Origin of the sequence: Streptomyces sp. UW30, from assembly GCF_008042075.1 — a bacterium.
Taxonomy (GTDB): Bacteria; Actinomycetota; Actinomycetes; order Streptomycetales; family Streptomycetaceae; genus Streptomyces.
Genome location: NZ_RDBN01000005.1, coordinates 1,309,713 through 1,322,297 on the forward strand (window position 1 = coordinate 1,309,713; position 12,585 = coordinate 1,322,297).

Sequence of the window (12,585 nt, forward strand, 5' to 3'; positions counted from 1 at the left end):
CATCTCCGTCCGCCCTGCCCCCAGCCCCCTGCGTCCCCTCCGCTACGAGATGCGTCGGGCAGTCGGTGTCGGCACGGGGTTCGTCACCGCGGGCGTAGTCCTTGTGGTGTCCGCCCTCACCGCCGTCCTGCTCGCCCGCATCGGGCACACGCCGCACGCGCGCCTGCTGGTCGCGTGGCCGCGGGAGCTCCCACTGCCGCCCGCGGCGCTCGGTGCCGGGCTGCTCGGGGCGATCGCGTTCGGCGACGAGTTCCGCCACCCCGCCCTGGCCGCGGATCGCGGCACCGTCCCCCGTCGGCTGGGGTTGCTGGCCGCGAAGCTCCTCGTCGCCTCCGCCACCGCCCTGGCTCTGGCCGTCCTCACCGTGGGCTGCGACATCGAGGTGCTCTATCTCGTCTACGGACGGGAGCTCGCGGAAGTTCCCGCCGACTGGCTTTCGCTGAGCGCGAGTTGGATCGGGCTCGTCGTCGGCTGCGCCTGGGCCGGTGTGCTCGCCGCGGGCCTCTTCCGCTCCACCACGGCCGGGCTCGCCGCGGTGGTCACCGTGCCCATCGTCGTCGTACCCCTTGTGCAGAAGGTCGTGGTGGGACCGTCCGTGCGATCGGCGGCCGGGTTTCCGCTGCGACTGCGGGAGCTTCTCCTGTCGCAGTGGCCGTTCGGGGGAGAGCGGTATCTGGCGGGTGTCGCGCGGGTCATCAGTCAACCTGTGGGCGGCGCAATGACGTTGTCGCTGACCGCTCTGCTCTGCGCCTACCTGTTCACGACCCTACGAGGCAGGGTCCGATGACGACCGTCCGTGCCGTTCCCCGATCTGTCGTGCTCACAACTCCCCGGGGAAAGCCCATTTCTTTCCGATAAGGCGTCAATTGCGACGGGGTGAGCGATCACCCTTTCGTGTGCTTTTCACCAAAGACCTCAAGGGAGTTGAGAAGGGCGCCGACAAAGGATCCGTGAGTACCCTTGCGCACACCATGATGACCGCCGCCCGCTCCGCCGACTCCGGTCTGGCCGGCCCGGGCGAACTCGACCGCTACCCCTACGCCGAGGCCCCTGTCGCCGAGCGCGTCGGAGCCCCCGTCTGGGACGGCGCGGACCCGGAACTGGGCCGTGTCGGCCGGCGTGCCGCGGGCAGCCGCGGACGCGGGCTGCACGGCCAACTCGTTCAACAGCTGGGCCAGATGATCGTTTCCGGGGACCTGGGCGCCGACCGCCCGCTCGTGCCCGAGGAGATCGGCCAGCGTTTCGAGGTCTCCCGCACCGTAGTCCGCGAGTCGCTCCGCGTTCTGGAGGCCAAGGGCCTGGTCAGCGCCCGCCCGAACGTCGGCACGCGCGTGCGCCCCGTCAGTGACTGGAATCTCCTCGACCCGGACATCATCGAGTGGCGCGCCTTCGGGCCGCAGCGCGACGACCAGCGACGGGAGCTCAGCGAGCTGCGCTGGACGATCGAGCCCCTCGCCGCCCGCCTCGCCGCCGGGCACGGGCGTGACGACGTCCAGCAGCGGCTCGCCGACATGGTCGAGATCATGGGCCACGCGATGGGGCAGGGTGATGTCCTCACCTTCTCCCGCGCCGACGCCGAGTTCCACAACCTGCTCATCCAGGTCGCCGGCAACCGCATGCTGGAGCACCTCTCCGGGATCGTCTCGGCCGCCCTCCAGGTCTCCGGCGGCCCCGTGACCGGCTGTGACCGGCCGAACGAGACCTCGCTGGTGCAGCACAGCAGGATCGTCGACGCCCTCGCCACCGGCGACGGCGCGGCCGCCGAGACGGCCATGCGCCAGCTGCTCACCGTCCATCCAGAGGTGGAGCGCGTGGTGCCCGCACCTCGCGAGCACTGATCGCGCACCATGGTGGCGCGGCCAGGGACGCCTCCCCCTCCTGTGGCGTTCCCGGCTTGTGCACCCCCTCCCGTCGGACCCGCAGGATCCTCCACGGATCCTGCGGGTCCGACGGTGCGACGAGGCGGCGGAATCGCCGTACAGTGCATGGTTCAGGCGGCTGGCGACCACTTCTGTCCATGTCTGCGTGTTTTTGGCCGGTTACGGGATGTGACTCGGGCCACGCAGATTGGGCGTAACACTCGGGGAAACAGCGCGATGACCTAAGAGGTGACAGCCGAAGAGGGAATACGGACGCCGTTCAAGGCGCTGTGTATCTTCCCGGCCCCCGCCCGCACCGTCGGTCCTCCCCAGGCCGGTGGTCGGCTCCTGTCCGCTGTGGACGGGGCCGGAAGCCGCTTTCCAACGTTCCGAGAGGTTGTTCGTGTCGGCCAGCACATCCCGTACGCTCCCGCCGGAGATCGCCGAGTCCGTCTCTGTCATGGCTCTTATCGAGCGGGGAAAGGCTGAGGGGCAGATCGCCGGCGACGATGTGCGTCGGGCCTTCGAAGCCGACCAGATTCCGGCCACTCAGTGGAAGAACGTACTGCGCAGCCTCAACCAGATCCTCGAGGAAGAGGGTGTGACGCTGATGGTCAGTGCCGCGGAGCCCAAGCGCACCCGAAAGAGCGTCGCAGCGAAGAGTCCGGCCAAGCGCACCGCCACCAAGACGGTCGCGGCGAAGACGGTGACCGCCAAGAAGGCCACCGCCACCGCCACGCCCGAGGCGCCCGCGGCCGAATCCGCCGTCGAGGACGAGGCCCCCGCGAAGAAGGCCGCTGCCAAGAAGACGACCGCGAAGAAGACGGTCGCAAAGAAGACGACGGCCGCCGCCAAGAAGACGGCCGCGAAGAAGACCACCGCCAAGAAGGACGACGCCGAGGTTCCCGAGGACGAGGCTCTCGAGGAGACCCCCGGCAAGACCGGCGACGAGCCCGAGGGCGCCGAGAGCGCCGGCTTCGTACTCTCCGACGAGGACGAGGACGACGCGCCCGCCCAGCAGGTCGCCGCGGCCGGTGCCACCGCCGACCCGGTCAAGGACTACCTCAAGCAGATCGGCAAGGTCCCGCTGCTCAACGCCGAGCAGGAGGTCGAGCTCGCCAAGCGCATCGAGGCCGGTCTGTTCGCCGAGGACAAGCTGGCGAACGCCGACAAGCTCGCCCCCAAGCTCAAGCGCGAGCTGGAGATCATCGCCGAGGACGGCCGCCGCGCCAAGAACCACCTGCTGGAGGCCAACCTCCGACTCGTGGTCTCCCTGGCCAAGCGCTACACCGGCCGCGGCATGCTCTTCCTGGACCTGATCCAGGAGGGCAACCTCGGTCTGATCCGCGCGGTCGAGAAGTTCGACTACACCAAGGGCTACAAGTTCTCCACGTACGCCACCTGGTGGATCCGTCAGGCGATCACCCGCGCCATGGCCGACCAGGCCCGCACCATCCGTATCCCGGTGCACATGGTCGAGGTCATCAACAAGCTCGCGCGCGTGCAGCGCCAGATGCTCCAGGACCTGGGCCGCGAGCCCACCCCGGAGGAGCTGGCCAAGGAACTCGACATGACCCCCGAGAAGGTCATCGAGGTTCAGAAGTACGGCCGTGAGCCCATCTCCCTCCACACCCCCCTGGGTGAGGACGGCGACAGCGAGTTCGGTGACCTCATCGAGGACTCCGAGGCCGTCGTCCCGGCCGACGCGGTCAGCTTCACGCTCCTCCAGGAGCAGCTGCACTCGGTCCTCGACACCCTCTCCGAGCGCGAGGCGGGCGTCGTCTCCATGCGCTTCGGTCTCACCGACGGTCAGCCGAAGACCCTCGACGAGATCGGCAAGGTCTACGGCGTGACGCGTGAGCGCATCCGCCAGATCGAGTCGAAGACCATGTCGAAGCTGCGCCACCCGTCGCGGTCCCAGGTGCTGCGCGACTACCTCGACTAGGTCGCCCTCGCACGACGCGTCTTCGTACGACGCGCAAGGCCCGGTCCCCGAGTGGGATCGGGCCTTCGTGTTGGCGTGCGGGTGCGGGGTGCGGCGGCCTGACTCACTCTGGGTTTCCCATGACCACCCGAGAGTGAGGAGCGCCATGCGTCGTCCCTTTGCCCGGGCGCTGGCCCGGCCGCTGGTTCTGGCAGCCGTGGCGACAGCCATGCCGCTGGTGTCCGCCGCCCCCGCGGCCGCTGACAGTGTCGTCGTCGGTGGGTTCCCGGTCGATGTGTCCGACAGTCCCTGGACCGTGGCGCTGTCCAGCCGTGACCGGTTCGGGGGTACGAGGGCCGGTCAGTTCTGCGTCGGTGTGGCGATCGGGCGGTCCAGCGTGCTGACCGCGGCCCACTGTCTGAGTGAGGACGTCCTGGGATCGTCGCCGGAACAGGTACGCGACCTCAAGGTCATCTCCGGCCGTACGGACCTGCTGTCCGGCCGGGGCCAGGAGACCCCCGTCCGGGGCGCCTGGGTGAACCCGGACTACGACGAGGACAGCAACAGCGGCGACTTCGCCGTCGTCACCCTTGCCCAGCCCCTTCCCGCCAGTGCGGTGATCGGGATGGCCGGTGCCGGCGACCCCGCCTACCTGCCCGGGACGCAGGCCCTGGTCTACGGGTGGGGGGACGTCACGGGTGCGGGCGACTATCCGCGGGGTCTGAGGGCCGCGCGGGTGCGCGTACTGCCCGATGCCCAGTGCAGGCAGGCGTATCCGGGCGGCGGCGACGGCAGGTACCTGGCCGACAGCATGCTCTGCGCGGGGGAGCCGGCGGGGGGCCGGGACGCCTGTCAGGGGGACAGCGGAGGGCCGCTCGTCGCCCAGGGGAAGCTGATCGGGCTGCTGACGTCCGTTCCCGAATCGGCGTCCGAAGATGAGCGCTGACACCTCGCATTAACGACGAGCCAGCTCCGGCACAGGCCGGTCGACGGGCGGCTGCCCCTGACAACAGGGGCGGCCGCCCGCGCTCGTGTCCTGGGGGAACGGGTGCGGCCGCGCGGGCAGTCCCGGCGTGTACACGCGGGTGTCCGAGGTCGTACGGGCCATGGACTAGCGGGCCGCTGTGCGGGAGCGTCAGGCGGGCGGCTGAGGGCTCGCGGGACACGAGCGCGGGCGGCCGCCCCTGTTGTCAGGGGCAGCCGCCCGTCGACCGGCCTGTGCCGGAGCTGGCTCGTCGTTAATGCGAGGTGTCAGCGCTCATCTTCGGACGCCGATTCGGGAACGGACGTCAGCCGCTCCGTCTCGTCCTGTATCTCAGCGGCGATCTTCTTGAGTTCCGGCTCGAACTTGCGGCCGTGGTGGGCGCAGAAGAGCAGCTCTCCGCCGCTGAGCAGGACGACGCGCACGTACGCCTGGGCGCCGCAACGGTCGCAGCGGTCAGCGGCCGTCAGCGGGCTCGCGGGGGTCAGAACAGTAGTCACGTCGCCTCTTCTCTAGCTCGACGAGCTGTCGTACCAGGGTCAACATCCAACCAGCCCCAAAACGTTCCCGCTCGCGGCTTCTCCCAGAGAGAAATTTTTCCGGGGCGGCTGGCTGCTGCCAGGTGGCGGCGAATGTGCCGTATTGCGTATCTGTCGTGCTTACGGTTTCGCGCTGTCGGTCAAGGTCGGTCCTCCCGGCTGGCTTGCCGGTTTGTTCATGAGGACGTGCCCGGAGCCTAAATGGTTCATGCCTGGAAGGGAACGTGATATGTACTTCACCCCATCGAGGGATCGAACATGCATGCGACCCTGGACTAGTCTGTGTTTCGTACGAGGGTGGCGTTACAACGGCTCTACCAGGCCTCGGTACCCTCTTGACGGCGACCGAAGCCGCGCCCTTACCCATCAGGGCGCCACCTGAAATTCAGCGAGGAGCGAACCGCGTGACCGCCGAGACGTCCGTGCCGTCCACAGCGCTGCTGGCAGGAGCAGACCGGGACGGTTCCAACTACACCGCGCGGCACCTGCTCGTCCTTGAGGGGCTCGAGGCCGTGCGCAAGCGCCCGGGCATGTACATCGGGTCGACCGACAGCCGCGGTCTGATGCACTGCCTGTGGGAGATCATCGACAACTCCGTCGACGAGGCCCTCGGCGGATACTGCGACCACATCGACGTGATCCTTCACGACGACGGGTCCGTGGAGGTCCGGGACAACGGCCGGGGCATCCCGGTCGACGTCGAGCCCAAGACCGGCCTGTCCGGCATCGAGGTCGTCATGACCAAGCTGCACGCCGGCGGCAAGTTCGGCGGCGGCTCCTACGCCGCCTCCGGCGGTCTGCACGGCGTGGGCGCCTCCGTGGTGAACGCCCTGTCCGCGCGGCTGGACGTCGAGGTGGACCGCAGCGGCCACACCCACGCCATCAGCTTCCGGCGCGGTGTCCCCGGAGCCTTCGCGGCCGACGGCCCGGACGCCAAGTTCGAGTCCAAGGGCGGGCTGCGCAAGGGCAGGAAGATCCCCAAGACCCGCACCGGCACGCGCGTGCGGTACTGGGCCGACCGCCAGATCTTCCTCAAGGACGCCAAGCTCTCCCTGGAGCATCTGCACCAGCGCGCCCGCCAGACCGCGTTCCTGGTGCCCGGCCTGACCATCGTCGTCCGTGACGAGTTCGGCCTCGGCGAGGGCGGCAGCAAGGGCGAGGAGTCCTTCCGCTTCGACGGCGGCATCAGCGAGTTCTGTGAGTACCTGGCCACCGACAAGCCGGTGTGCGACGTCCTCCGCTTCTCGGGCCAGGGCACCTTCAAGGAGACCGTCCCCGTACTTGACGAGCACGGCCAGATGACGCCCACCCAGGTCACCCGCGAGCTCGATGTGGATGTCGCGATGCGCTGGGGCACGGGCTACGACACGACCCTGAAGTCGTTCGTGAACATCATCGCCACCCCCAAGGGCGGTACCCACGTCGCGGGCTTCGAGACGGCCGTGGCCGGCACGATGAACGAGGTGCTGCGCACCAAGAAGATGCTGCGCGTGGCCGAGGACGACATCGTCAAGGACGACGCCCTGGAGGGGCTGACCGCGGTCGTCACCGTCCGGCTCGCCGAGCCGCAGTTCGAGGGCCAGACCAAGGAGGTCCTCGGCACCTCGGCGGCCCGGCGCATCGTGAACACCGTGATCGCCAGGGAGCTCAAGGCGTTCCTGACGTCCACCAAGCGGGACGCCGCGGCACAGGCGCGCGTGGTCCTCGAGAAGGCCGTCGCCGCCGCCCGTACGCGCATCGCGGCCCGCCAGCACAAGGACGCGCAGCGCCGCAAGACGGCCCTGGAGTCCTCGTCGCTGCCCGCCAAGCTCGCCGACTGCCGCAGTGACGACGTCGACCGCAGCGAGCTGTTCATCGTCGAGGGAGACTCCGCGCTCGGCACCGCCAAGCTCGCCCGGAACTCCGAGTTCCAGGCGCTGCTGCCGATCCGCGGCAAGATCCTCAACGTCCAGAAGTCGTCCGTGACCGACATGCTCAAGAACGCCGAGTGCGGCGCGATCATCCAGGTCATAGGAGCGGGGTCGGGCCGTACCTTCGACATCGACGCCGCCCGCTACGGCAAGATCATCATGATGACCGACGCCGACGTCGACGGCTCCCACATCCGCACGCTGCTGCTGACGCTGTTCCAGCGCTACATGCGGCCGATGATCGAGGCGGGCCGGGTGTTCGCGGCGGTGCCTCCGCTGCACCGGATCGAGATCGTCCAGCCCAAGAAGGGGCAGGACAAGTACGTGTACACGTACTCGGACCGCGAGCTGCGGGACAAGCTCATGGAGTTCCAGAGCAAGGGCGTGCGCTACAAGGACAGCATCCAGCGGTACAAGGGTCTCGGTGAGATGGACGCCGACCAGCTGGCCGAGACGACCATGGACCCGCGTCATCGCACCCTGCGGCGGATCAGCCTCACGGACCTGGAGGCCGCCGAGCGCGTCTTCGATCTGCTGATGGGCAACGACGTGGCGCCGCGCAAGGAGTTCATCTCCAGCTCGGCGGCTACGTTGGACCGGTCGCGTATCGACGCGTAGCCGCTGCGCTGGGCCGGGGCCGGGTTTTCGGCCTCGGCTTCACCTTCGGCTGTTTTTTGGGTTCCCACCCGCACCGCCCGTGGCGCTTWCGTCGTCGGATGCGGGTGGCCCCTGCGGGGGTCATCGCCGTCGGCGGGTGCGGGAACATTTACCGACTTGCCTGGTCCTTCCGGTTTGCATCACCTGATGGGGTGAAGCGGGCGGAGAAGCCGAGTCGGCGATCTTTCCGTTCTGTCCATGCTTGGGCATGCACTCAAGCGATGGTCGTCCCCGCGAAGCCACAGGTGCGCAGTACGACGATCCCTGGTACGAAGCCCTCGCCTCCGGATGGGGGGAGTCGGACGGTACGGACGCCGCCGAGGCCGTCCCGCCTCCCGCCGGTGATGTGTACCTGGAGGTGCAGCGCAGCGCGGCCTTCCGGGAAGTGCGCAGCCGCTACCGGCGGTTCGTGGTGCCGGCGGTCGCCGTGTTCCTGTCCTGGTACGTGGCGTACATCGTGGCCGCCACGACCGCGCCGGCGCTGATGGCCCGGCCTGTCGTGGGCGCCGTGAACGTCGCCCTGCTCGCCGGACTCGGGCAGTTCCTCAGCACCTTTGTGCTCACCTGGGCCTACGCCCGTCACGCGCGGCTGCGCAGGGACCGGGCCGCGCTCGAACTGCGCTGGGACACGCAGGAGTTGACGCGCGTCGCGAAGGGCGGTGCCGCGTGACGGACGATCATCAGACGCTGTCGCTGCTCCTGTTCAGCGTGTTTGTCGCGATCACGCTGGCGATCACGACGTGGGTGAGCCGCAACCGGCGTGGTTCCGCGGAGGAGTTCTACGCCGGCGGCCGGCTCTTCACGCCCATGGAGAATGGTTTTGCCATCGCCGGGGACTACATGTCCGCCGCCTCCTTCCTCGGCATCTCCGGGCTCATCGCCCTCTTCGGCTACGACGGGCTCCTGTATTCGGTGGGCTTCCTCGTGGCCTGGCTGGTGGTGCTGTTCCTGGTCGCCGAACTGGTCCGCAACTGCGGGCGGTTCACGCTCGCCGACGTGGTCGCCGCGCGGATGAGGGAGCGTCCCGTGCGGATCGCGGCGGGAACTTCCTCGGTCACCGTGTCCGTTCTGTATCTGGTGGCGCAGATGGTGGGCGCGGGCACCCTGGTCGCGCTGCTGCTCGGGGGCGAGGGCGAGGCGGCGCGGTCCTGGACCGTCATCGGCGTCGGCGCGCTCATGGTGATCTATGTGTCGTTGGGAGGGATGCGGGCCACCACCTGGATTCAGATCGTCAAGTCGGTCCTGCTGCTCGGCGGCACCATCGCGTTGACGGTGCTCGTCCTGCTGCGCTTCCACGGCGACTTCGACCAACTGCTGCTCACGGCGGCAGAGCGCAGTGGCCACGGCGACGCGTTCCTGGCGCCCGGCCTGAAGTACGGCGGGGACTGGACGGCCCGCTTCGACTTCATCAGCCTGGGCCTCGCCCTGGTGCTGGGCACGGCGGGGCTGCCGCACATCCTGTCCCGCTTCTACACCGTGCCCACCGCCCGCGCGGCACGGCGCTCGGTGGTCTGGGCGATCGGGCTCATCGGCGGTTTCTATCTGATGACGATCGTCCTGGGCTTCGGCGCGGCCGCGATCGTCGGACCGGAGGCCGTACGTGGGTCGAACGCGGCCGGGAACACGGCGGTTCCGCTGCTCGCGCTCGATCTCGGCGGCGGTGCGGACTCCACCGGCGGAACGGTTCTCTTCGCCGTCGTCGCCGCGATCGCCTTCGCCACGATCCTCGCCGTGGTCGCCGGCATCACGCTCTCCTCCTCGGCGTCCGTGGCCCACGACCTCTACGCCTCACTACGGCGCCGGCACGCAGGGCCCCGCAGCGAGGTGGCCGTCGCCCGCGTGGCCGCCGTCGGTATCGGCATGGTCGCGATCGGCCTGGGGCTGCTGGCCAGGGACCTGAACGTCGCGTTCCTCGTGGGCCTCGCCTTCGCCGTCGCCGCGTCCGCCAACCTGCCGGTGCTGCTGTACTCGCTGTTCTGGCGGGGCTTCACCACACGGGGCGCTGTCTGGTCCGTGTACGGCGGCCTGATCCCGGCCGTGGCACTCGTGGTGCTGTCGCCGGTCGTGTCCGGCAGCCCCGAATCGCTGTTCCCCGGGGTCGACTTCCAGTACTTCCCCCTCCAGAACCCCGGCCTCGTCTCGATCCCCCTGGGTTTCGCGGCGGGCTGGCTCGGCACCGTCACCTCGGCCGAGGAACCCGACGAGGCCAAGCACGCGGAGACCGAGGTGCGGTCGCTGACGGGCGCGGGGGCCGTCTAGGCGGCGCCATCGTCGTCGTACGACCGCTGATAGATCGGGGACCGCTGTCCGTATGAAGAGAAGGCACGGTTCCTTCCCCCGCCCCCACGGGCCGTGCCTCAGGCGCGGGTCGCCCACACGTAACGGTGTTCCGGGCGGCCCGCGTCCCCGTACTTGAGCGTGAGGCGGGCTCGTCCGGTGCGTTCCAGGAGCTTGAGATAGCGCTGGGCGGTCTGCCGGCTCACCCCGGTCCGCTCGGCGATCTCCTGGGCCGACAGGGGGCCTTCGGCGTTCATCAGGGCGCGGCGTACGAGTTCCGCGGTGGTGGGGGAGTGGCCCTTGGGCAGGTCGGGTTCCGTGGGGGCGGACAGGGCGCCGAAGATGCGGTCCACCTCGGCCTGTTCGGCCTCGCCGCCGCCGTCGAGGGTGCGGCGCAGCTCCGCGTACGCCTCCAGTTTGGCGCGCAGGCCCGCGAAGGCGAACGGCTTCACCAGGTACTGGAGCGCCCCTTGTCGCATCGCCGCCTGTACGGTCGTCACGTCCCGCGCCGCCGTCACCATGATCACGTCGGCCTGGTGACCGCGCCGGCGCATCTCCTGGACGACCGCCAGGCCCGTGTCGTCGGGCAGATAGTGATCCATGAGGACCAGGTCCAGCCGGGGCAGCTCCTCCACGCGGCGCAGCGCCTCGGCCGCGCTGTGCGCCTCACCCGCCACATGGAAGCCCGGCACCTTCTCGACGTAGGCGGCGTTGACCCGCGCCACGCGCGTGTCGTCGTCCACGACCAGGACCTCGATCATCGCGACTCCTCCTGGGCGACGGTGTGCGGATCCGACGGCACGGTGAGGACCGGCTCCAGGTCCGGCGCGGCCAGCGCCTCGGGCAGGACGACGACGAACTCGGCGCCTCCGCCGGCCGCCTCGCCCACCGTCGCGCTGCCGCCCTGCCGCTCGGCGAGCCTGCGCACGAGGGAGAGCCCGATGCCGCGCTCGCGATGGGCCGGGCGCTGCTTGGTGGACCAACCCTCCGTGAAGATCAACTCGCGCTGCTCCTCGGGGATTCCCGGCCCCGTGTCGCGCACCCTGAGGGTCGCGGTACGCCCCTCGGCCCGCAACTCCACCTCCACGCGCGCGTGCGGCGTCCCCGCGACGGCGTCCAGTGCGTTGTCCACCAGGTTGCCCACGATCGTGACGAGCCCCCTGGGGTCGATCAGCCGGTCCGGGAGCCCGGTACGGTCCGACAGACGCAGCGCGACACCGCGCTCCGCCGCCACCGTCGCCTTCCCGACCAGCAGCGCGGCGAGCAGCGGATCCCGGATCTTCTCGGCAACCTGCTCCGCGGTGGCGCGGTGATCACCGACCACCTCCCCGACGAACTCGACGGCGTCGTCGTACATCTCCAGCTCCAGCAGTCCGAGGAGCGTGTGCATGCGGTTCGCGTGCTCGTGGTCCTGGGCGCGCAGGGCGTCGATCAGGCCGCGCGTGGAGTCGAGCTCCCGGCCGAGCTGCTCCAGCTCGGTACGGTCGCGCAGGGTGGCGACGGCGCCGCCGTCGTCGGTGGGCATGCGGTTGGTGACCAGGACTCGCTGACCGCGGACCGTGAGCAGGTCGGTGCCCGTCACCCGCCCGGCCAGCACGTCGGTCGTACGGCCTTCGCCGAGCGCCTCGTCGAGGGACCGGCCGACTGCCTCGTCGCCGATGCCCAGCAGACGCCGCGCCTCGTCGTTGAGGAGGCGGATACGGCCGCCGCGGTCCAGCGCGACGACGCCTTCCCGGATGCCGTGCAGCATCGCCTCGCGCTCCGCGAGCAGCGCGGAGATGTCGGAGAAGGCCAGGTCGCGGGTCTGCCGCTGGACTCGGCGGGAGATGAGCCAGGCGGCCAGCGCGCCGACCGCCAGGGCGCCGCCCGCGTAGGCGAGCAGCTCCGGGATCGAGTGGATCAGCCGGGCCCGCACGCTGTCGTAGGCGATGCCGACCGAGACCGCTCCGACGATCTCGCCGTCCCCGTCGCGCAGCGGCACCTTGCCGCGGGCGGAGCGGCCCAGGGTGCCGTCGTCGATCTCCATGACCTCATGGCCGGCGAGGGCCTGGCCCGGGTCGGTCGAGACGAGCCTGCCGATCTCGCTCGGCGTGGGATGCGACCAGCGCACGCCCCGCCGGTCCATCACGACGATGTACTCGGCCTTGGTCGCCTCACGGATGCGCTCCGCCTCCCGCTGCACCGGGCCGCTGGCCGTCGCGGGCGTGCTCGTCAGGTCCTCGGCGATCTGCGGCTGGGCGGCGGTGGTCTGCGCGATCGACAGCGCGCGGCGCATCGCCTGGTCGTCGAGCTGGTCGCTGAGCGGAGCGAGGAACAGTCCGGTCGCGAGCACCGCGACTCCCGCGGCGATCGCCACCTGCATCAGCAGCACCTGCGCGAACATCCGCCGAGGCAGGCCCAGGCGCAGGCGACGGGTGGGGGGAGTGGGGCTCATACC

9 protein-coding genes and 2 pseudogenes are annotated in these 12,585 nt (G+C 70.0%); 8 read left to right on the forward strand and 3 right to left on the reverse strand.

Features of this window, described 5'->3' with window-relative positions; genetic code table 11:
* The 5 genes and pseudogenes from EAO75_RS47100 to EAO75_RS47105 all read left to right on the forward strand — a co-directional run.
* Positions 1-787: pseudogene (locus tag EAO75_RS47100) on the forward strand (ABC transporter ATP-binding protein); the annotation flags it as partial.
* A 163-nt stretch (positions 788-950) separates the two neighbouring features.
* Positions 951-1,838 carry a FadR/GntR family transcriptional regulator gene (locus tag EAO75_RS07640; RefSeq protein ID WP_147994181.1) on the forward strand — a complete coding sequence of 296 codons (888 nt, stop codon included), beginning with the start codon at positions 951-953 and terminating at the stop codon, positions 1,836-1,838.
* A 424-nt stretch (positions 1,839-2,262) separates the two neighbouring features.
* Positions 2,263-3,804, forward strand: coding sequence for an RNA polymerase sigma factor (locus tag EAO75_RS07645; protein ID WP_147994182.1), 1,542 nt, complete (start codon positions 2,263-2,265; stop codon positions 3,802-3,804).
* Positions 3,805-3,949: 145 nt separating this feature from the next.
* The gene (locus EAO75_RS07650; protein ID WP_147994183.1) at positions 3,950-4,729 is read left to right on the forward strand and encodes a S1 family peptidase; all 780 of its coding nucleotides are present in this window, start codon (positions 3,950-3,952) and stop codon (positions 4,727-4,729) included.
* Between the two features lie 82 nt (positions 4,730-4,811).
* Positions 4,812-4,898 (forward strand): annotated as a pseudogene (locus EAO75_RS47105) (trypsin-like serine protease); the annotation flags it as partial.
* A 136-nt stretch (positions 4,899-5,034) separates the two neighbouring features.
* Here the strand turns inward: EAO75_RS47105 and EAO75_RS07660 are convergent.
* Positions 5,035-5,265, reverse strand: a complete 231-nt coding sequence (locus tag EAO75_RS07660) for a hypothetical protein (RefSeq protein WP_147994184.1) — start codon at positions 5,263-5,265, stop codon at positions 5,035-5,037.
* 443 nt (positions 5,266-5,708) lie between these two features.
* Here EAO75_RS07660 and EAO75_RS07665 point away from each other — a divergent pair, with 443 nt between their 5' ends.
* The 3 genes from EAO75_RS07665 (at position 5,709) to EAO75_RS07680 (ending at position 10,130) form a co-directional block, all read left to right on the forward strand.
* Positions 5,709-7,832 carry a type IIA DNA topoisomerase subunit B gene (locus EAO75_RS07665; RefSeq protein WP_147994185.1) on the forward strand — a complete coding sequence of 708 codons (2,124 nt, stop codon included), beginning with the start codon at positions 5,709-5,711 and terminating at the stop codon, positions 7,830-7,832.
* 247 nt (positions 7,833-8,079) lie between these two features.
* Positions 8,080-8,541, forward strand: a complete 462-nt coding sequence (locus EAO75_RS07675; protein WP_147994186.1) for a DUF485 domain-containing protein — start codon at positions 8,080-8,082, stop codon at positions 8,539-8,541.
* A complete protein-coding gene (locus EAO75_RS07680; RefSeq protein WP_147994187.1) occupies positions 8,538-10,130 on the forward strand; it encodes a cation acetate symporter in 1,593 nt (530 codons plus the stop codon). The genes EAO75_RS07675 and EAO75_RS07680 overlap by 4 nt, the downstream gene beginning before the upstream one ends.
* A gap of 98 nt (positions 10,131-10,228) precedes the next feature.
* Here EAO75_RS07680 and EAO75_RS07685 read toward each other — a convergent pair whose 3' ends face one another.
* Positions 10,229-10,909, reverse strand: a complete 681-nt coding sequence (locus EAO75_RS07685; protein WP_147994188.1) for a response regulator — start codon at positions 10,907-10,909, stop codon at positions 10,229-10,231.
* Positions 10,906-12,582, reverse strand: coding sequence for a sensor histidine kinase (locus tag EAO75_RS07690; RefSeq protein ID WP_147994189.1), 1,677 nt, complete (start codon positions 12,580-12,582; stop codon positions 10,906-10,908). The genes EAO75_RS07685 and EAO75_RS07690 overlap by 4 nt, the downstream gene beginning before the upstream one ends.
* Positions 12,583-12,585 lie beyond the last annotated feature (3 nt).